This is a genomic window from Rathayibacter sp. SD072 (genome assembly GCF_017355185.1).
In the GTDB taxonomy this organism is placed as follows: Bacteria; Actinomycetota; Actinomycetes; order Actinomycetales; family Microbacteriaceae; genus Rathayibacter.
On the sequence record NZ_JADILJ010000010.1, the window covers coordinates 37799 to 58183 of the forward strand.

Here is a 20385-nt window from a genome sequence, read left to right on the forward strand (position 1 = left end):
CGCCCCGGCTCAGCCCTCCAGCTGCTCCGAGAGCTCCAGCCAGCGCAGCTCGAGTTCGGCGGTCTCGTCCTCGTAGCCCCGGAGCGTCGCGTTGAGCGCCAGGATGCCGTCGTAGTCGTCCTGGTCGTGGGTCGCCATCTTCTCGTGCACCGTCTTCGCCAGCTGGGTCAGCTTGTGCAGGCGCCGGTCGATCGCCGACACCTCCTTCTCGGCGGTGCGCCGCTCGGCGCCGCCGAGTCCCGAGGGTGCCGCGGAGGCGGACGAGGACAGGGCCGCGGGCCCCGCCTTCTTGAGCGCGCGGCGCAGCTCCAGGTACTGCTCCACGCCTCCGGGCAGATGGCGGAACGCCCCCTCGAGCACGGCGTACTGCTGATCGGTGACCCGCTCGAGCAGGTACCGGTCGTGCGAGACGACGAGCAGCGTGCCCGGCCAGGAGTCGAGCAGGTCCTCGATCGCGGCGAGCATGTCGGTGTCGAGGTCGTTGGTCGGCTCGTCGAGGATCAGCACGTTCGGCTCGCTCAGCAGGATCAGCAGGAGCTGGAGGCGCCGGCGCTGACCTCCCGAGAGGTCCTTCACCGGCGTCGACAGCTGCGCGCTCGAGAAGCCGAGGCGCTCGAGCAGCTGCCCCGGCGTCATGTCCTTGCCGCCGATGGAGTAGCTGGTGCGCTGCTGCGCGATGATCTCGCGGACGGGCTGGTCCTGCACCTCCGTGAGCTCGCGCAGCTGCTGGTCGAGGATCGCGACGCGCACCGTGGTGCCGCGCTTCACCTTCCCGCTCGTGGGCTCGACGCTGCCGGCCACCAGGCCCAGGAGGGTCGACTTGCCCGCGCCGTTCACGCCGAGGATGCCGGTGCGCTCGCCGGGCGCGATCCGCCACTCGATGCGGTTGAGCACCGTCCGCTCGCCGTAGCGCACGGTCACGTCCAGCAGGTCGACGACGTCCTTGCCCAGTCGCGAGACCGCGAGCTGCGACAGCGAGACGGAGTCGCGCACGGGCGGCTCGTCCTCGATCAGCTGGTTCGCCGCATCGATGCGGAACTTGGGCTTCGCAGTGCGCGCGGGGGCTCCGCGGCGCAGCCACGCGAGCTCCTTCTTCATCAGGTTCTGGCGCTTGGCCTCCATGGTGGAGGCCATGCGGTCGCGCTCGACGCGCTGCAGGATGTAGGCCGCGTAGCCACCCTCGAAGGGCTCGACGATGCGGTCGTGCACCTCCCACGTGGCGGTGCAGATCTCGTCGAGGAACCAGCGGTCGTGGGTCACGACGGCGAGGCCGCCGGAGGCCGTGGCCCAGCGGCGCTTGAGGTGCTCGGCGAGCCAGGCGATGCCCTCGACGTCGAGGTGGTTGGTGGGCTCGTCGAGGAAGACCACGTCCCAGTCGCCGACGAGGAGCTTCGCGAGGGCGACTCGGCGGCGCTGGCCTCCCGAGAGCGAGCCGACGACTCCGTCCCACGGAACGTCGCGCAGGAGACCGGCGATCACGTCGCGGGTGCGCGCGTCGCCCGCCCACTCGTGCTCCTCGAGCCCGCCGACGACCGCCTGGGCGACCGTGAGCTCCTCGTCGACCGTGTCGGCCTGGTCGAGCATGCCGAGCGTGACGCCGCGGCGGTGCGTGACGCGTCCCGCATCCGGTTCGATGCGCTGCGCGAGCAGGCGCAGGAGGGTCGACTTGCCGTCGCCGTTGCGGCCGACGATGCCGATGCGGTCGCCCTCCTCGATGCCGAGCGAGACGTCGTCGAAGATGACCCGCGTGGGGTACTCGAGTCGCAGCGCCTCAGCGCCCAGGAGATGTGCCATAGGGATCGATTTTACGGGGCTCCGGAGCGGCCCGGCCGACCGCTAGGCGACGGTGATCGTCCTGAGGTGCCAGCCGGTGGCTCCGTCGGGAGCCGGCGGCGCCTCGTCCGAGGTCTGGGTGAGCCCCTCGGAGTCGGTGGCCCGCACGAGCAGTACGTGATCGCCGGGCAGGGCCTCCCACTCGTAGACCCACTGGATCCACGTGTCGGCGGTGACCGCCTCGGCCAGGCGAGCGCTCTGCCACACTCCCCCGTCGACCTGCACCTCGACCTTCGAGATGCCGGTGTGCGGAGCCCACGCGACTCCGGCGACCGCGACCGTGCCCGCGGCGACCGCCTGACCCTGGCGCGGCACGTCGATCCGCGACTCGACCTTGATCGGGCCGCGCTCCGTCCAGCCGCGCGTCGACCAGTAGGCCACGTCGTCGGCGAACGTCGTCACCTTCAGCTCGGTGACCCACTTGGTCGCGGAGACGTAGCCGTAGAGCCCGGGCACGACCATCCGCACCGGGAAGCCGTGCTCGACGGGCAGGGGCTCGCCGTTCATCCCGACGGCGAGGATGCTCGCCCGGTTCTCGTCGGCCAGCACCTCGAGCGGGCTCGAGGCGGTGAAGCCGTCGATGCTGCGCGAGAGGACCATGTCGGCGCCGACGGTCGGCCGTGCGCGGGCGAGCAGCTCGCGGATCGGGTAGCCGAGCCACAGCGCGGTGCCGATCAGATCGCCGCCCACCTCGTTCGAGACGCACGACAGGGTCACCAGGTGCTCCTCGAGCGGCAGGGCGAGCAGCTCGTCCCAGGTGAGCACGATCTCCTCCTCGACCATGCCGTGGATCCGGAGCGACCAGTCGGCGGGGTCGACGGAGGGGACCGACAGGGCCGTGTCGATGCGGTAGAACTCGGCGTTCGGGGTGACGAACGAGCTGACGCCCTCGACGTCGTCGAGGACGGCGGCGGCCGGGACGGGCGGGGCGGCGGCCGCGGCCCTCGGCAGCACCACGGCCTCGCGGACGGCGGTGACGGCCGCGGAGGCGGCGGTGGCCAGGCGGGCGCCGACGCCCACCACGACGGCGGCGGCTCCGGCGATGCCCACGAGGCGGAGGAAGGACCGCCGGTCGGTCCCACCCTGCGCGGGCTCCTCGTCCCAGGCGCGCAGCCGGGCCGAGGCGGTCCGGAGCACCAGCGCGCCGGCGACCATGCCCGCGATGCTCGGAGCGGCCGAAAGTCCGGTCGCACCCTCCCGTGTGACCGCGGCGAGGGCGCCGAGACCGGCGACGACCACGAGGAGCAGCGCGCCCAGCGGCGGGCGGCGGAACTCCAGCAGACCCGCCGCGACCGCGAGCAGCGCGACCGCGAACGCGAGCGAGGCGAGCAGCACGATCTTGTCGCCCGTGCCGAACAGCGCGATCACCGTGTCCTTCACGCCGGGCGGCACGATGTCGATGACGAAACCCCCGACCGCGACGAGCGGACCGCCTCCGGCGCCCGTGAACACGGCCACGAGCTCGGCGCTCGCGAGGGCGACGACGGCGGAGACGATCCCCGTGAGGATCGCGAGCAGTGCGGCTCTTCTGGGGGGCATGAGCCGCACTCTAAGCCACTGCGCGGGGTGCGGGCTGGGGCCCGCTCAGATCGAGAGGAGTCTCGCTCCGTGCACGGGGCCGGTCACGCGGAGGGCCTTGTAGCGCGCGGTCGTCAGCTCCAGCTGCAGCTCGAGCGCCGCATCCGCGTCCGCCGCGAGGAAGGCGACGGTGGGTCCCGAGCCCGAGACGAGCCCGCCGAGGGCCCCGCTCTCCTCGCCGCGCTCCAGGATCCGTGCCAGACCCGGCTGCAGATGCAGCGCCGGAGCCTGGAGGTCGTTGTGCATCGCGTCGGCGAGCATCGCCGCGTCGCCCGCCCTCAGCGCCTGCAGCACATTGGGGTCGACGCTCGGCGAGGCCGAGATGGGGCGGAAGTCGTGCAGGTGCCGCTCGCGGTGGCGGTCGAGCTCGCTGTAGACCTCCGGAGTCGAGAGCCCCTGCTCCGAGAGCACGAGCACCCACTCGAAGCGGCCCTTCGCGAGCGCGGGGCTCAGCTCGTCGCCGCGGCCCACTCCGATCGCCGTGCCCCCCGTGAAGGCGAAGGGCACGTCGGCGCCGAGGCTCGCGGCGATGCCGAGGAGCTGCTCCCGCGTGCAGGCCGTGCCCCACAGCGCGTCGCAGGCGAGGAGCGTCGCGGCCGCGTCGGCCGATCCGCCGCCCATGCCGCCCGCGATCGGGACGTTCTTCTCGATCTCGAGGTGCACGCCTCCGCGGTGGCCCGTCGCTCGTGCGAGCGCTCTCGCGGCCTTGACGGCGAGGTTGCTGCCGTCGACCGCGAGGCCGCTCGTGTCGATCGAGCCCGAGAAGGCGACCGAGAAGTCGTCGGCGGCGCTGGCGCGCACGTCCTCGTAGAGCGAGAGCGACTGGAACGCGGTCGCGAGCTCGTGGTAGCCGTCCTCGCGGACGGCCCCCACCTTGAGGAAGACGTTGATCTTGCCCGGTGCCCGCGCGTGGACCACGGTCGACGTCGCGCGAGCAGCCATGCCTCCAAGCTACAGGGTGGCGGAGGGGCCCTCGTGCCCGTCGGACGGGTCCGTCCCGGGGTCCTCCTCGACCGGGTCCGGCACGGTGCCGCCGCGGGTCGGCACGCGAGCGGGATCGAGCGTGCGGCCCAGCGCGACGAAGGAGTCGACGGTCAGCTCCTCGCCGCGAGCAGTCTGCGGGACGCCCGCCGATTCGAGGGCGGCGATCGCCGAGGCGCTGTCGCCGAAGAGCGGGGCGAGCGACTGGCGCAGCATCTTCCTCCGCTGGGCGAAGGCCGCGTCGACGACCGCGAAGACGGCCCGGCGCAGGGTCTCGTCGCCCGGCTCCTCGCCGCGCTCGAACGCCACGAGCACGCTGTCGACGTTGGGGACGGGCCAGAAGATCTGCCGCGAGACGGTGCCGCCGGTCGCGAACGAGCCGAACCAGGCGGCCTTCACGCTGGGGCCGCCGTAGACCTTGGAGCCCGGGCCCGCGGCGAGCCGGAGGCCGACCTCGGACTGCACCATGACCACTCCGGAGCGGATGCTCGGGAAGTGCTCGAGGAAGTGCAGCAGCACCGGCACCGAGATGTTGTACGGGAGGTTCGCCACGAGACGGACGGGATCGCCCGGCAGCTCGAGCACGCGCATCGCGTCGGCGTGCACCACGTGCAGGTCGGCGCCGGGCGCCATCAGCTCGACCGTGCGCGGGAGCTGCTCGGCGAGCCGCCCGTCGATCTCGACGGCCACGACCTGCGCGCCGGCCTCGAGCAGGCCCAGCGTCAGCGAGCCGAGGCCGGGTCCGATCTCGACCACGGTCTCGCCCGCCTGCACGCGCGCGAGCTTGACGATGCGGCGCACGGTGTTGGCGTCGTGCACGAAGTTCTGACCGAGCTTCTTGGTCGGCGTCACGTCCAGCAGCTGCGCGAGGTCGCGGATCTCGGCGGGGCCGAGCAGCCGCGGGACGGCGGGCGCCTCGGCGTCCGCCGCGTGGCGGCCGCTCATGCCAGCTGCCCCACGGGCTCCGTCGGCTCCGAGCCGACCTCGCCGCCCCACTCGCCGTAGACCTGCTCGGTGTTGGAGGCGATGGTCGCGGCGAGGTGCCCCACGTCGGTCTCGAGGTGCAGCGCCATCGCGCGCAGCGTGTGCGGGAGCAGGTACGGAGCGTTCGGGCGGCCGCGCAGCGGGCTCGGAGTGAGGAACGGGGCGTCGGTCTCGACGAGGATCAGGTGCCGCGGAGTGACCGACAGCGCCTCGCGCAGCGACTCGGCGTTCTTGAAGGTGACGTTGCCCGCGAAGGAGAGGTACCACCCCTCCTCGGCGCACATCCGGGCCATCTCGGCGTCGCCCGAGAAGCAGTGGAAGACGGTGCGCTCGGGGGCGCCGACACGGCGGAGCGTGTCCATGACCTCGCGGTGCGCGTCGCGGTCGTGGATCTGCAGCGCGATCCCGTTCTCCTTGGCGATGCGGATGTGCTCCTCGAACGAGCGGAACTGGGCCCCGCGACCGCTCTCGCCGGTGCGGAAGAAGTCGAGCCCGGTCTCGCCGACGGCGCGCACGCGCGGCTGCGTCGCGAGCTCGGCGATCACCGCGAGGGCGTCGTCGAGCTCGCCACGGGCCTCGAGCTCGGGCGCCTCGTTGGGGTGGATCGCGACCGCGGCCAGCATGCGCGGCTCGGCAGCGGCCATCTCGGCCGACCAGCGGCTCGTCGCCACGTCGGTGCCGACCTGGACGACTCCACGGACGCCGACCGTGGAGGCCCGGTCGAGCTGCTCGCGGTAGTCGAGCGGCTCGAGGCCGTCGGCGATCTCGAGGTGCGTGTGGTTGTCGTAGACGGGGACCACGAGGGCCTCGGGCAGCGGAGGGTACGTCAGGTCGCGGCCGGAGGTGTTCTCGCGGGCACGGACGTGCTGGCTGTCGCTCATGCGCTCCAGGCTACCGGGAGGGCTCCGGACGGCCGGCGTCCGGGGCGGCGGAGACCCCGAGACGCCCGCGCCCCTCTTGCTAGTCGAGCAGCCCCGCAGGGGCGTCTCGAGACCCGCCGACTGCGGACATCGGGGATCTCGATACGCCCGCAGAGCGGGCTGCTCGATCAGCAATGAGCAGGGCCGGTCAGCTCGCGGGGGCCTCGATGCGCGGGAAGAGGGCCTCGAGGGTGCCGACGGTCGTGCCGACGGGCAGGCGGCCCCACTCCCCGGCCTCGCGGATCCGCTGCGCGGCCAGCGCGCCGAGCGACTCCTCGACGCCGAGCGCCGTCCAGAGCTTCGCGGTCGCGCGGGGCACGACCGGCGAGAGCAGCACGGCCAGGGCGCGCAGGCCCTCCGTCGCCGTGTAGAGGACGGTGCCGAGCCGCTCGCGGTCGGCGTCGTTCTTGGCCAGGGCCCACGGCTCCTGCTCGGTGATGTAGCCGTTCAGCTCGTCGACGATCGTCCACACCGCGGTGATCGCGTCGTGGATCGCGAGGGAGTCGATCGCCGCGTCGGCGGTGGACGCCGCCTCGGCGACGGTGCGCTGGACGCGCTCCTCCGCCGGGGTCGCCTCGGCGGGTGCCGGCACGACGCCGTCGTAGTAGCGGTTGAGCATGGCGATGACGCGGGAGGCGAGATTGCCGAATCCGTTCGCGAGCTCGGCCTGGTAGCGCGCCGAGAGGTCCTCCCACGAGAACGAGCCGTCCTGGCCGAACGTGATCGCGCGCATGAAGTAGTAGCGGAACGCGTCGGAGCCGAAGGTGTCGGTGATCTGCTCGGGAGCGATGCCGGTGAGCTTCGACTTCGACATCTTCTCGCCGCCGACCAGCAGCCAGCCGTGGCCGAAGACCTGCTTGGGCACGTCGAGCCCGGCGGCCATGAGCATGGCGGGCCAGATCACCGCGTGGAAGCGGAGGATGTCCTTGCCGACGATGTGGGTCGCCGGCCAGCGGCGGGCGAACTCCTCGTCGTCCTGGCCGTAGCCGACGGCGGTGACGTAGTTGAGCAGCGCGTCGAACCAGACGTAGACCACGTGCGAGTCGTCCCACGGGACCTTCACGCCCCAGTCGAAGCTCGAGCGCGAGATCGACAGGTCGGCGAGGCCCTGGCGCACGAAGCTGACGACCTCGTTGCGGGCCGACTCGGGCTGCACGAAGTCGGGGCGCTCCTCGTAGAGCGCGAGCAGGCGCTCGGTGTACTCGCTCATCTTGAAGAAGTAGTTCTTCTCGCTGAGCAGCTCGACCGGCTTGGAGTGGATCTTGCAGACGTACTGGCCCTCGTAGTCGCCGGTGCCCTCGTCGAGGTCCGAGAGCTGCTTGTACTCCTCGCAGCCCACGCAGTAGTAGCCCTCGTACTCGCCGGTGTAGATCGCGCCGGCGTCGTAGAGCCTCTGCAGGAACTTCTGCACGTTGACCTCGTGCCGCTCGTCCGTGGTGCGGATGAAGTCGTCGTTGGCGATGTCGATCGTGCTGAGCAGCGGCTGCCACGCGGTCTCGACGAGGCGGTCGGCCCACGCCTTGGGAGTCGTCCCGTTGGCGGTCGCGGTGCGCAGGATCTTCTGGCCGTGCTCGTCCGTGCCGGTGAGCAGCCAGGTGTCGTCGCCCGCCTGACGGTGCCAGCGGGTCAGCACGTCCGCCGCGACCTCCGTGTACGCGTGCCCGATGTGGGGGACGTCGTTGACGTAGAAGATCGGGGTCGTGAGATAGAAGGAGGCGCCGTCGGACATGGCGACCATCCTATTCACCGCTCGGGCCGGCCCCTCCCGTGTGACGACGCGGTCAGCCGCGGCGCGACGCGAGCGCCGCCTCGTACAGCTCGCGCCGGGAGAGCCCCGTGCGCTCGGCGACCTCGGCGGACGCCTCCTTGAGCCGCGCCCCGGCGGCGACCCGCGCGAGGACATCGGCGAGGGCGCCCTCCTGCGAGGCCGCCCGCTCCGGCGCGCCCTGCACCACCAGGCAGATCTCGCCGCGGAGCCCACCGGCCGCCCACTCGGCGAGCTCGGCCGCGGTGCCCCGGCGCACCTCCTCGAACATCTTGGTGAGCTCGCGGCAGACGACGACCCGGCGCTCGGGACCCATCGCCTCGACGAGGTCGGCGAGCGCGTCGCCGATGCGGTGCGGGGACTCGAAGAACACCATGGTGCGGCGCTCGTCCACCAGCGAGCGGAAGGTCGACACCCGCTCGCCGTGCTTGCGCGGCAGGAAGCCCTCGAAGCTGAACCGGTCGGTCGGCAGTCCCGAGACGGCGAGCGCCATCAGCACGGCCGAGGGCCCGGGGAGCGCCGTGACCGCGACTCCGGCCGCCACCGCGGTCTCGACGAGGTGGTAGCCCGGGTCGGACACGGTGGGCATGCCCGCGTCGCTGAGCACGAGCAGGTCCTCCTCGCGGGCGAGCTCGACGAGCTCGGCCGCCCGCTGGCGCTCGTTGTGGTCGTGCAGCGCGTAGAGGGTCGGCCGGTTCTCGATGCCGAGCGCCCGCAGCAGCTGGATCGTGACGCGGGTGTCCTCGGCGGCGACGTGCTGCGCGGTCGAGAGCGCCTCCACGAGCCGCCGGGAGGCGTCGCCGAGGTTTCCGATGGGCGTGCCCGCGAGGATGATCATGCGGCCAGTCTCCCAGCCCCGATCCAGCGCAAGCCCCCTGCGGGGTTCCAGGAGCAGAGCGGAGGGTGGAGGTCCCGGGGCGATCGCGCCCGGGAGGGAGAAGGAGAACCGTGAAGGCAGTGCAGTACCGCGAGATCGGCAGCGAGCCCGAGGTCGTCGAGGTGGACAAGCCCGTGCCCGGACCGGGCCAGGTCCTGCTCCGGGTGACCGCGGCGGGGCTCTGCCACTCCGACTCGTTCCTGATGGGCCTCCCCGAGGACCAGTACACCTACGGGCTCCCGCTGACCCTCGGCCACGAGGGCGCCGGAGTCGTCGACGAGCTCGGCGAGGGCGTGACGGGGGTCGAGGTGGGCGACGCCGTCGCGGTCTACGGGCCCTGGGGCTGCGGCGTCTGCCGCACCTGCGCCTCCGGTCGCGAGAACTACTGCCCGCACGCGGCGGAGCTCGGGATCACGCCTCCCGGTCTGGGCTCGCCCGGCGCCATGGCGGAGTACGTCGTGATCGACGACGTCCGGCACCTGGTGCCGCTGGGCGACCTCGACCCGGTCGACTCGGTCTCGCTGACCGACGCCGGCCTGACTCCGTACCACGCGATCCGCTCGGTCGCCTCGAAGCTCGTGCCGGGAGCGTCCGCGGTCGTGATCGGGAGCGGCGGACTCGGCCACATCGGGATCCAGATCCTCAAGGCGATCTCGCCGGTCCGCGTGATCGTGCTCGACCTCTCGGACGAGAAGCTGGCCCTCGCCCGCGAGGTGGGCGCCGACGAGACGCTGCGCTCGGACGACGAGGGCGTCGTCGCCCGGATCCGCGAGCTGACCGACGGGGAGGGAGCCGAGGTGGTCCTCGACTTCGTGGGCGCGGAGCCGACGCTCGAGATCGCCCGCCAGGTGGTCGCGGCCGATGGAGCGGTGCAGATCGTGGGCATCGGCGGCGGCGTGCTCCCGACCGGCTTCTTCTCCACGCCGTACGGGGCCTCGGTGCGCGCGCCCTACTGGGGATCGCGGACCGAGCTGATGGAGGTGCTGGACCTGGCGCGCGCCGGACTCGTGCGCGTGCACACCGAGCGCTACTCCCTCGACGAGGCACCGGAGGCGTACCGCCGACTGCACGACGGGAAGGTGCGCGGACGGGCGGTCGTGGTGCCGTGAGGCCCCGTTAGCATGGCCGGGTGACGGACCGACCGCAGCGCGACTTCGACGACCTGCTCCTCGACTCCGCCGGAGCGACCCGGTCGGTGCCCGTCGAGCCCGCGGAGGACGTCGCCGCCGCACCCCGGGTGCGCGAGCCGCAGCCCGACGTGCCGCGCGGCTCCTGGTTCGACGACGTCTTCACCCGGCTGACCCTCACCCCGCTCCGGCGACGGCTGTGGGATCTCGGGCTGCCGATCGCCGTGGTCGTGCTCGCCGCCGTGCTGCGGCTGTGGAACCTCGGCCACCCCCGCTCGCTCGTGTTCGACGAGACCTTCTACGTCAAGGACGCCTGGACCCTCTGGAACCTCGGCTTCGAGGGCGCCTGGCCCGAGGACCCCGACCCGGGCTTCGCGGCGGGCGACGTCGACACCTTCACCGGCGCCCCCTCCTTCGTGGTGCACCCGCCGCTGGGCAAGTGGATCATCGGGCTCGGCATGGGCGCGTTCGGAGCCGACGACAGCGTCGGCTGGCGCGTCGCGACCGCGGTCGTCGGGATCCTCGCGGTCGCGCTCGTCATAGCGATCGGGAGGATGCTCTTCCGCTCGACGCTGATCGCCTCCCTCGCGGGCCTCCTCCTCGCCCTCGACGGCCACGCGATCGTGATGTCCCGCGTGTCGCTGCTCGACGGGATCCTGATGTTCGTCGCGCTGTGCGGAGTGGCGGCCGTGCTGCTGGACCGCCGCTGGGCGGAGCTGCGGCTCGCCGAGAAGGTCGCCGCGGGGGCCCTCCCGAGCTGGGGCCCCGTGCTCTGGTGGCGGCCGTGGCTCCTGGTCGCGGGCGTCGTCTTCGGCCTCGCCGCGGGCGTGAAGTGGACGGGGATCTACTTCCTCGCCGCCTACGGCGTGTACCTCGTCGTGGTCGACGCGCTGATGCGCCGCCGCGCGGGCGTGCCCTTCTGGGGCAGCGGAGCGGTGCTCAAGCAGGGACCGGTGACGTTCCTCCTCGTCGTGCCGATCGCACTCGCCGCCTACCTCCTCACCTGGACCGGCTGGCTCCGCACCTCCGGCGGCTGGGCCAGGCAGTGGGCGACGGAGGCCCCCGGCAACGCCTGGACGGGTGCTCTGGCCTGGGTCCCCGACTGGGCGCAGAGCCTCTGGCACTACCACGTGCAGATGTACGACTACTCGATCAATCTGCGCGCCACGCACCCGTACGAGGCGAACCCGCTGACCTGGCTGCTGATGACGAGGCCGACCAGCATGTACTTCGTCGACCAGGCACAGGGCGTCGACGGCTGCACGGCGGTCCGCTGCGACGAGGCGATCACCTCGGTCGCCAATCCGCTGATCTGGTACGCCGGAGTGGCCGCGCTGCTGTACCTGCTCTACCGCCTCGCGCGGTACCGGGAGTGGCGCGCGGGCTTCGTGCTGATGGGGATCGTCGCGGGGTACCTGCCGTGGATGCTCTACCTGGACCGCACGGTCTTCCAGTTCTACTGCGTCGTCTTCCAGCCCTACATGATGCTCGCGCTCGCGATGACGGCGGGGATCGTGATGGGCTCGCCGCAGGACGCGCGGCCGAAGCGGACCCGCGGCCTCGTGATCGTGCTGGTGTTCGTCGCGCTCGCCGCCGCGCTCACCGCCTTCTTCTACCCCCTCTGGACCGGGCAGCAGACCTCGTTCGCCTTCTGGCAGGCGCACATGTGGCTCCCGTCGTGGGTCTGATCGGGCGTCTCGGTCCCGGAGTCGCGGTCTGCACGGCCGCGGCGGTCCTCGCCGCACTCGTGCACGCTCTGGTGCCGGCGGTGCCGATGCTGACGGCCGCCGTCGCGCTCGGGATCCTCGTGGCGCAGGTGCCTGCCGCGCGTCCGGCCCTCAGCGGTGCGCTCTCGCCGGGTCTGAAGTTCTCGTCCCGCTCGCTGATGCGCACCGGCATCGTGCTGCTGGGGCTGACGCTCTCGCTCGTCGACATCGCAGCGCTGGGCTGGGCGGCGATCCTCGTGGTCGTGGGCATCGTGCTCGCGACCTTCGCGCTGACCTGGGCCCTGGGCCGCGCGGTGGGCCTGCCGGGGCGGGAGCCGCTCCTGCTCGCCGCGGGCTTCTCGATCTGCGGCGCCTCCGCGATCGGCGCGATGGCCGGGGCGACCCGGGCGAAGGAGTCGGAGCAGGCCGTGCCGGTCGCGCTGGTGACCCTCTGCGGCACGCTCGCGATCGCCGTGCTGCCGGCACTGCAGCATCCGCTGGGCCTCTCGGCCGATCAGTTCGGGCACTGGGTCGGCGCGTCGGTGCACGACGTCGGCCAGGTCGTCGCGACGGCCCAGATCGCGGGCGCCTCGGCCCTCGCGATCGCGGTGGTCGTCAAGCTGACCCGCGTCGTGCTGCTCGCCCCGATGGTCGCGGTCGCCGCGGCCGTCACGCGCAGGAGCGGATCGGGCACCGGACCGCGCCCCGCGATCGTGCCGCTGTTCGTGGTCGGGTTCCTCGCGGCGATGCTCCTGCGCACCTGGGCGCCCCTGCCGGAGGGCCTGCTCGAGGCCGCGGCCGTCGCGCAGACCTGGCTGCTCGCCGCGGCGCTCTTCGCGCTGGGAACCGGTGTGCGGCTCCGGGCCCTCGTGACGACCGGCTGGCGCGCCCTCGTCGTGGCGCTCGGCTCGTGGTTCGCGATCGCCGCGATGGCGCTGGCCGCCGTGCACGCGACCACCTGACGCACCGACTGTTACGGACTGCGACACCCTGCGCGCCGTGGTGTCGGAGGACGCGGGTAACGTCGATCGCATGGCAGATCGCGAGTACGGCTTCAAGACGCGTGCAATCCACGCGGGCAACATCCCCGACCCGGTGACCGGTGCGCGCGCGCTGCCGATCTACCAGACCAGCGCGTTCGTCTTCGACGACACGGCGGACGCCGCGGCGCGCTTCGCGCTACAGAAGTACGGCAACGTCTACTCGCGCCTCTCCAACCCCACCGTCGCCTCGTTCGAGGAGCGCGTCGCGAGCCTCGAGGGCGGCCTCGGCGCCGTCGCGACGGCGTCCGGCCTCTCGGCGCAGTTCATCGTCTTCGCGGCGCTGGTCGGCTCGGGCGACCACGTCGTCTCCTCCGCCAACCTCTACGGCGGGTCCATCACGCAGCTCGACGTCACCCTGCGCCGCTTCGGCGTCGAGACGACCTTCGTGCAGTCGAGCGATCCGGCCGACTACGCGGCGGCGATCACCGAGAAGACCAGGGTCCTCTACGCCGAGACCATCGCGAACCCGTCCGGTGAGATCGCCGACATCGAGGGCCTCGCCGCCGTCGCGCACGCGGCCGGCATCCCGCTCGTCATCGACTCGACCGTCGCCACGCCCTACCTGGTGCGCCCGATCGAGTGGGGTGCCGACATCGTCATCCACTCGGCGACCAAGTTCCTCGGCGGACACGGCACCACGCTCGGCGGCGTCGTCGTCGAGTCGGGGCGCTTCCACTACTCGCACGAGAAGTTCCCGCTGCTGCACGACTCCGTCGCCTCGTACGGCGACCTCTCGTGGGACGGCAACTTCGGCGAGTACGGGTTCCTCACCCGGCTGCGCGCCGAGCAGCTGCGCGACATCGGGCCGGTGCTCGCCCCGCATTCGGCGTTCCTCCTCGCCCAGGGCGTCGAGACGCTGCCGTACCGGATCCAGGCCCACGTCGACAACGCGCGCCGCGTCGCCGAGTGGCTCGACGCCGACCCGCGCATCGAGGCGGTCTACTGGGCGGGCCTGCCCGCGCACCCGCACCACGAGCGCGCGCAGAAGTACCTGCCGAAGGGGCCGGGCTCGGTGTTCAGCTTCGTCGTGAAGGGCGGCCGCGCGGTCGGCCAGACCTTCATCGAGTCGGTCGACCTGGCCAGCCACCTCGCCAACATCGGCGATGCGAAGACCCTGGTGATCCACCCCGCCTCCACGACGCACGCCCAGCTCACCGAGCAGCAGCTGCTCGACGCGGGCGTCCTGCCCGGCCTCGTGCGCCTCTCGGTCGGCATCGAGGACGCCGACGACATCATCTACGACCTCGACCAGGCGCTCACCGCGGCCGTCGAGAAGCACGGCACGCCGGACGCGCCGAGCGAGCTCCCGGAGGACGCCTCGGCCACCCTCCTCTCCCCCACCGTGGAGGTCTGAACCGATGAGCGAGACCGATACCGTCGTCCAGCTGTCCAACGGGCTGAGCTGCTCCGTCCCGACCAACTCGCCCCTGGCGAAGATGCTGCGCTCGCAGCGCACCTGGGTGGGGCCCGACGCGAAGCAGCGCCTCGACATCCTCCGCCGCGCGAAGACCGTGGCGATCGTCGGCGCGTCACCGAACCCGGCGCGCTCGTCGTACTTCGTCTCGACGTACCTGAAGCAGTCGAGCGACTACGAGCTGTTCTTCGTGAACCCCAACGCCACCGAGATCCTCGGGCAGCCGGTCTACAAGAGCCTCGCCGACCTCCCCGTCGTGCCCGACATCGTCGACGTCTTCCGCAAGGCGAGCGACATTCCCTCGGTAATCGACGACGTCGTCGCGATCGGCGCCCCGACCGTCTGGGTGCAGCTGGGCATCTGGAACCAGGAGGCGGCCGAGTACGGCGAGTCGAAGGGCCTGACGGTGGTGATGGACCGCTGCATCAAGGTGGAGCACGCCCGCTTCCACGGCGGCCTGCACCTGCTGGGCTTCGACACCGGGCAGATCACGGCGCGCAAGACGATCCGCTGACACGACGGGCCGGCCGGGACTCCCCGGACGGCCCGCTCCGCTCAGTCGCCCTTCACGTTCACCAGCTGGCGCAGCGTGTGCCGCACCTCGACCAGGTCGGCGGCATCGGCCATCACCCGGTCGATCGGCTTGTAGGCCGCCGGGATCTCGTCGAGGAACGCGTCGGTGTCGCGGTACTCGATCCCGGCCATCGCCTCGCGCAGCTGCTCGCGCGTGAAGGTCCGGCGTGCCGCCGAGCGCGAGTACTCGCGGCCGGCCCCGTGCGGCGACGAGTCGAGCGACATCGCGTCGCCGCGTCCGACGACCACGTATGACGCCGTGCCCATGGAGCCGGGGATGAGGCCAGGGCGCCCCGCGTCGGCCTGGATCGCGCCCTTCCTGCTCACCCAGACGTCGCGACCGAAGTGGTGCTCCCGCTCGGTGAAGTTGTGGTGGCAGTTGATCCGCTCGAGCTCGTCGACTTCGGAGCCGATCCACTCCGAGAGCTGCCGGACGACGCGGTCCATCATCTCCTCACGGTTGAGCAGGGCGTAGGACTGCGCCCAGCGGAGCTCGGCGATGTACCGGGCGAACTCCTCCGTGCCCTCCTCGAGGTGGGCGAGGTCCGGGTCGGGCAGGGCGATCCGCCGTCGCGCGCAGGATTCGCGGGCGATCCGGATGTGCTCGCTCGCGATCCGGTTGCCGACTCCTCTCGAGCCCGAGTGCAGGAACAGCCACACCGCTCCGCTCTCGTCGCGGCTCACCTCGATGAAGTGGTTGCCGCTGCCGAGCGAGCCCAGCTGCACCGCCCACCGCGTCGCGTACCGCGCAGGGTCGAAGCCCGCCGCGGCGGCGAGCGCCTCGAGCTCGGCGATCCGCGGTGCGGCGGTCTCGGCGATCCTCCGGTTGGCGGCTCCCGCCGACAGCGGCACGGCGCGCTCGATCCGCTCGCGCAGGGCGGCGAGGTCGGGGCCGGCCAGGTCGTCGCGGACGAACCCCGTGCGCACGGCGATCATCCCGCAGCCGATGTCCACTCCGACCGCCGCGGGGATGATCGCGCCGAGGGTCGGGATGACGGACCCCACTGTCGCGCCGCGACCCAGGTGGGCGTCAGGCATGAGCGCCAGGTGAGGGAAGACGAACGGCATCGCGGAGGCGGTGAGCGCCTGGGCGAGTGCGCCCTCGTCGAGGATGCTCGCCCAGGAGACGAGCCGGTCTGTGATCCTCTGCACGGTCCTTCCTCCCGAGAGGCCCGGCCGCGCCGGGGTGGAGATCTGTTCGGCGCGAGCCTAGGAGAGCACCGGAACGCCGCGCGGGAGGGTTGCGCGGAGCTCGCCAGGCCGGACGTATTCGAGCGCCCGCCCCTTCCGAGCGCGCCGGGCGTAGTCTCGCGTCATGAGCGCCTACGTCTCCGTCCTCGACCTGTTCAGCGTGGGGATCGGCCCGTCCAGCTCCCACACGGTGGGCCCGATGCGCGCCGCTCTCGACCTCGCCGGGCGCCTGCGCGCGGCCGGACTCCTGCCGCGGGTGAGCCGCGTCGGCTGCACCCTCTACGGGTCCCTCGGCTCCACCGGGATCGGCCACGGCACCCCTGACGCGGTCGTCGCCGGCCTGTCGGGGCTGGCTCCCGAGACGTGCGACCCCGAGCAGGTGCGCGGGGCGTGGCGGCGGCTCGACGACGAGGGGTCGATCCCCCTGGCGGGCGAGCAGCCCGTGCCGATGACGCCGGACGACGTCGGCTTCGAGCCGCGCACCCGCCTGCCCGAGCACCCCAACGCGCTCACCTTCAGCGTCTGGCTGGGCGAGGACGCCCTGCCCGCGTGGGAGGAGACCTACTACTCGATCGGCGGGGGATTCATCCGGCGCGCAGGGGAGCGGGCGCCCCTCGCGGCGCTGGCGGAGCATCCGCACCCCTTCGTGTCGGGCGCCGACCTGCTGGCCACCTGCGACCGCACCGGCGCGAGCATCGCCGGCATCGCGGCGGCGAACGAGGAGGCGCTGCATCCCGGCGTCGACGTCGACGCCCGGCTCGACGCGATCTGGGACGCCATGGCGGCGTGCGTCGACCGCGGACTCACGACCGACGGCGTCCTGCCGGGCGGGCTCGCCGTGCGCCGCCGGGCCTCGCTGATGCGGGAGCGGCTCGAGGCGCTCGAGCACGATCCGCTCGATGCCGCCCGGGTGACGGCGGTCGAGTGGCTGCACGCCTTCGCGCTGGCCGTGAACGAGGAGAACGCCGCCGGCGGGCGCGTGGTCACCGCGCCGACGAACGGAGCGGCGGGCATCCTCCCCGCGGTCGGCCACTACTACCTCCGCTTCGTGCCGGGGGCGGACCGGGCCGGCCTGCGGGACTTCCTGCTGACGGCCACGGCCATCGGCTCGCTCTGCAAGACGAACGCCTCGATCTCGGGGGCGGAGGCGGGCTGTCAGGGCGAGGTGGGCTCGGCGTGCGCCATGGCCGCCGGAGCGCTCTGCGCCGTGCTCGGCGGGACGCCCCGCCAGGTCGAGAACGCCGCCGAGATCGCGATGGAGCACCACCTCGGGCTGACCTGCGACCCGGTCGGCGGGCTCGTGCAGATCCCGTGCATCGAGCGCAACGCGATCGCCGCCTCGACGGCCGTCAGCGCGGCGCGGCTGGCGCTGCACGGCGACGGCACCCACCGCGTCTCGCTCGACACGGTGATCGAGACGATGCGGCAGACCGGCATCGACATGTCCTCGAAGTACAAGGAGACCAGCGAGGGCGGTCTCGCGGTCAACGTCATCGAGTGCTGAGGCCAGGGCCTGTCGAGCACGATCCCGGGTGCCGCGACGGCGACCCGTGTTCCGCAGGCCCAGGTGAAGCCGGGTTACGCGCCGGGGTGCGGCGGTGACGGCCCCGGCCTAGCGTGGGACGGGTGAGCAGCTCCCCCTACCTGGCCCGGCCGATCGTCTCGACGCAGTGGCTCGCCGATCAGCTCGGCCGCGACGGACTCGTCGTCATCGACGCCAGCGTGCTCTTCGTGCCCGCCTTCGACGGGCGCTACCGCTACCTCACGGGCGAGGACCAGTACCTCGTCGAGGGGCACGTGCCGGGAGCGGTCTTCGCCGACCTGCTCGAGCACCTCTCCGACTCCGAGGCGCCGCATCCGTTCACGAGGCTCGACGCCGAGCGGTTCGCCGCCGCGGTCGGGGCACTCGGCATCGACGACGACTCCGTGGTCGTCGTCTACGACTCCGCCGTCGGCCAGTGGGCGTCGAGGCTGTGGTGGCTGCTGCGCACCGCGGGGCTCGACTCGGTCGCCGTCCTCGACGGTGGTCTCACCGCGTGGCGTCAGGAGGCGCGCCCGCTCGAGACGGGGCACGTCGCGCCCGTGCCGCGCGACGGTCTCACGGTCCGCGAGGAGCGGCCGCTCTGGGTCGACAAGGCCGAGGTCGAGCGGATCGTCCGCGGCGAGGCTCCCGGTGCACTCGTCTGCGCCGTGCCGCCGAAGGAGTTCACCGGCGAGGCCGGCCAGCGTCCGCGCCGCGGCCACATCCCGGGCTCCCGCAGCGTGCCGGCGGCGCGACTGGTCGACCGCGAGACCAACACGCTGCTGCCCCTCGACCGGCTCCGCACCCTCTTCGGCGACGCGGTCGACTCCGAGCGCGTCGTCCTGTACTGCGGAGGAGGCGTCGCCGCCGCGGCCGACGCGCTCGCGCTCACGCTCCTCGACGTGCGCGACGTCGCGATCTACGACGGCTCTCTGAACGAGTGGGCCACCGATCCGGACGCGCCCCTGGTGGTCACGGCCGCCTGACGAGCTGCTCCGGGAGGCGCGTCGTCGGCAGCGCGCAGACGAACGCCTCGCAGGCGTAGGCGGTCGGCAGTCCGTCGCGCGACGTCCTGCCCTCGAAGAGCTCGAAGCCGGCGCCCGCCCAGGCGGCCGCCTCCCGATCGGTGACCAGCGCCAGCACCCCCACGTCGGTCGCGCGGGCACCCGTCGCGAGGCCGTCGAGCGAGGCGTCGTCCGGGGCGACCACGACGAGCTGCAGAACGGGCGCGGCGAGCGCCGAGGCCAGCGCGAGCACCGCTCCGAAGCCCATCGGCTGCCCGAGGGCGCCCGGAGCCACCGCGGCGACCACCGCCTCGGCCGCGTCGCGGTAGCGCCGCTCCCCCGTCAGCAGGAAGAGCTCGTGCGCGGCGCGCGCCGTCGCCGAGAGCCCGGAGGGGTACGCGCCCTCGGACGGATCCGCCGCGAGCAGCAGTCCGCGCGCGGCGAGCGCCGGGTCGCCGCCGCCGGGGAGCGCGAAGGGCGGCCATCCCGAGGCGGCGTCGAGCGCGCCGTCGAGGAGCGACCGGGCGGCCTGCGCGTAGCGGGGCGTGCCCTCGGCGAGCGCCAGCTGCAGGAGCCCGCCGGCGAGCATCCCGAGGTCCTCGAGGGCGGGGCGGGCGGTCGACACGCGCTCGTCGAGCGAGGCGCGGACGACGAGGACCCCGTCGACGACATGGCGGGAGAGCAGGAAGTCCGCGGCGCGGCGGGCGGCGTCGAGCCACTCAGGCCGTCCGAGGAGTCGACCGGCGCGCGCGAGCGCCTGGATCGCGAGGCCGTTCCATCCGGTGACGACCTTCTCGTCGAGCGCGGGCGGCTCGAGGCCCGAGCGGTCCTCGGCGAGGTAGTAGCCGCCCTCGGAGCGCCGGCCGTCGACGATGCTCTCGGAGTCCTGCGCGCTCGCGAAGCCGCCGCCGGGGCGCTGCAGGGTGGTGATCAGGAAGGAGGCGATGCCGTCCGCGACGCCCGCCAGGGCGTCTCGGTCCCGGACGTCGGAGCGGCCGAGCAGGAGTGCGGCGACGTCGAGCAGCTGCGCGTTGTCGTAGAGCATCCGCTCGTAGTGCGGCTCGCTCCAGTCGGGGCGGGTGGCGTAGCGGAAGAAGCCGCCGTCACGATCGCGCAGCGGCGAGGCGGCGAGGGCCAGGAGGGTGCGCTCGGCGAGCTCCGCACCGCTCGCCCGCGAGGCGAGGAAGCCGAGGACGGGGGCCACCGGGAACTTCGGCGCCCCGCCGAAGCCGCCGTGCTCGCGGTCCTCCTCGGCGGCGAGGCGTGCGACGGCGGCATCGAGCGCGCCGTCGTCCGGCAGCGCGCTCGCGGTGGGCAGCGCGGCGGTCGCCTCGCGCAGCGCGTTCGCCAGCGAGCCCGCCGTGGCGTGCACCTCGTCGCGCCGCAGCCGCCAGGCCTCGCCGACCGCGTCGAGGACGTCCGAGAACGCGGGGACCCCGCCGACCGCACGGGGCGGGAAGTAAGTACCGGCGTAGAACGGCTCGCCGGCCGGAGTCGTGAAGACCGTGAGCGGCCAGCCGAGGTTCCGCGTGAACGCACTCGCCGCGGTGAGGTAGGCCGTGTCGACGTCGGGGTGCTCCTCGCGGTCGACCTTCACGGCGACGAATCCGCCGTTCAGGCGCTCGGCGAGCACGGGGTCCGAGAACGACTCGCGGGCCATGACGTGGCACCAGTGGCAGGTCGCGTAGCCGATCGACACGAGCACCGGCACGTCCCGCCGCTCGGCCTCGGCGAACGCCTCCTCGCCCCAGGGGAACCAGTCGACGGGGTTGTCCGCGTGGGAGCGGAGGTAGGGGCTGACACTCGAGCGCAGTCGTTCGGCCATCCCTCCACGGTAGACGCGAGCCCGCGCACGGTCACGGGGTTG

The 20385-nt window shown here is 72.9% G+C and carries 16 protein-coding genes; 7 read left to right on the plus strand and 9 right to left on the minus strand.

Features of this window, described 5'->3' with window-relative positions:
- Positions 1–9 precede the first annotated feature (9 nt).
- The 7 genes from IOC53_RS06110 to rsmI all read right to left on the minus strand — a co-directional run bounded on the left by IOC53_RS06110 (position 10) and on the right by rsmI (position 8899).
- On the minus strand, positions 10–1794 hold the full coding sequence (locus IOC53_RS06110; protein ID WP_207403470.1) for an ABC-F family ATP-binding cassette domain-containing protein: 1785 nt from the start codon (positions 1792–1794) through the stop codon (positions 10–12).
- Positions 1795–1836: 42 nt separating this feature from the next.
- Positions 1837–3372, minus strand: a complete 1536-nt coding sequence (locus tag IOC53_RS06115) for a molybdopterin-dependent oxidoreductase (RefSeq protein ID WP_207403471.1) — start codon at positions 3370–3372, stop codon at positions 1837–1839.
- 45 nt (positions 3373–3417) lie between these two features.
- Positions 3418–4353 carry a 4-(cytidine 5'-diphospho)-2-C-methyl-D-erythritol kinase gene (locus IOC53_RS06120; RefSeq protein WP_207403472.1) on the minus strand — a complete coding sequence of 312 codons (936 nt, stop codon included), beginning with the start codon at positions 4351–4353 and terminating at the stop codon, positions 3418–3420.
- Positions 4354–4362: 9 nt separating this feature from the next.
- Positions 4363–5337 (minus strand): 16S rRNA (adenine(1518)-N(6)/adenine(1519)-N(6))-dimethyltransferase RsmA, encoded by a 975-nt coding sequence (rsmA, locus tag IOC53_RS06125; RefSeq protein WP_207403473.1) that lies wholly within the window; start codon positions 5335–5337, stop codon positions 4363–4365.
- Positions 5334–6257, minus strand: coding sequence for a TatD family hydrolase (locus IOC53_RS06130; protein WP_207403474.1), 924 nt, complete (start codon positions 6255–6257; stop codon positions 5334–5336). Before IOC53_RS06130 ends, rsmA begins: the two co-directional genes overlap by 4 nt.
- 187 nt (positions 6258–6444) lie before the next feature.
- Positions 6445–8025 carry a methionine--tRNA ligase gene (gene metG, locus IOC53_RS06135; RefSeq protein ID WP_207403475.1) on the minus strand — a complete coding sequence of 527 codons (1581 nt, stop codon included), beginning with the start codon at positions 8023–8025 and terminating at the stop codon, positions 6445–6447.
- Between the two features lie 52 nt (positions 8026–8077).
- A complete protein-coding gene (gene rsmI / locus IOC53_RS06140; RefSeq protein WP_207403476.1) occupies positions 8078–8899 on the minus strand; it encodes a 16S rRNA (cytidine(1402)-2'-O)-methyltransferase in 822 nt (273 codons plus the stop codon).
- Positions 8900–9009: 110 nt separating this feature from the next.
- Between rsmI and IOC53_RS06145 the strand changes: the two genes are divergently transcribed.
- From IOC53_RS06145 to IOC53_RS06165, 5 genes are all read left to right on the plus strand, one after another.
- Positions 9010–10047 carry an NAD(P)-dependent alcohol dehydrogenase gene (locus IOC53_RS06145; RefSeq protein WP_207403477.1) on the plus strand — a complete coding sequence of 346 codons (1038 nt, stop codon included), beginning with the start codon at positions 9010–9012 and terminating at the stop codon, positions 10045–10047.
- A 20-nt stretch (positions 10048–10067) separates the two neighbouring features.
- Positions 10068–11753, plus strand: a complete 1686-nt coding sequence (locus IOC53_RS06150; RefSeq protein ID WP_307786084.1) for a phospholipid carrier-dependent glycosyltransferase — start codon at positions 10068–10070, stop codon at positions 11751–11753.
- Complete coding sequence (locus tag IOC53_RS06155) at positions 11732–12733, plus strand: YeiH family protein (RefSeq protein WP_207403478.1); 1002 nt, start codon at positions 11732–11734, stop codon at positions 12731–12733. Before IOC53_RS06150 ends, IOC53_RS06155 begins: the two co-directional genes overlap by 22 nt.
- Positions 12734–12803: 70 nt before the next feature.
- A complete protein-coding gene (locus IOC53_RS06160; protein ID WP_207403479.1) occupies positions 12804–14168 on the plus strand; it encodes an O-acetylhomoserine aminocarboxypropyltransferase/cysteine synthase family protein in 1365 nt (454 codons plus the stop codon).
- A gap of 4 nt (positions 14169–14172) precedes the next feature.
- The gene (locus IOC53_RS06165; protein WP_207403480.1) at positions 14173–14742 is read left to right on the plus strand and encodes a CoA-binding protein; all 570 of its coding nucleotides are present in this window, start codon (positions 14173–14175) and stop codon (positions 14740–14742) included.
- Positions 14743–14783: 41 nt separating this feature from the next.
- Here IOC53_RS06165 and IOC53_RS06170 read toward each other — a convergent pair whose 3' ends face one another.
- Positions 14784–15953: an RtcB family protein gene (locus IOC53_RS06170; RefSeq protein WP_207403481.1), complete on the minus strand. Its 1170-nt coding sequence runs from the start codon at positions 15951–15953 to the stop codon at positions 14784–14786.
- A 163-nt stretch (positions 15954–16116) separates the two neighbouring features.
- Here IOC53_RS06170 and IOC53_RS06175 point away from each other — a divergent pair, with 163 nt between their 5' ends.
- Both IOC53_RS06175 and IOC53_RS06180 read left to right on the plus strand, forming a co-directional pair.
- The gene (locus IOC53_RS06175; RefSeq protein WP_207403482.1) at positions 16117–17496 is read left to right on the plus strand and encodes an L-serine ammonia-lyase; all 1380 of its coding nucleotides are present in this window, start codon (positions 16117–16119) and stop codon (positions 17494–17496) included.
- 122 nt (positions 17497–17618) lie between these two features.
- A complete protein-coding gene (locus IOC53_RS06180; RefSeq protein ID WP_207403483.1) occupies positions 17619–18500 on the plus strand; it encodes a rhodanese-like domain-containing protein in 882 nt (293 codons plus the stop codon).
- Here IOC53_RS06180 and IOC53_RS06185 read toward each other — a convergent pair.
- Positions 18487–20343: a thioredoxin domain-containing protein gene (locus IOC53_RS06185; protein ID WP_207403484.1), complete on the minus strand. Its 1857-nt coding sequence runs from the start codon at positions 20341–20343 to the stop codon at positions 18487–18489. The genes IOC53_RS06180 and IOC53_RS06185 overlap by 14 nt on opposite strands.
- Positions 20344–20385 lie beyond the last annotated feature (42 nt).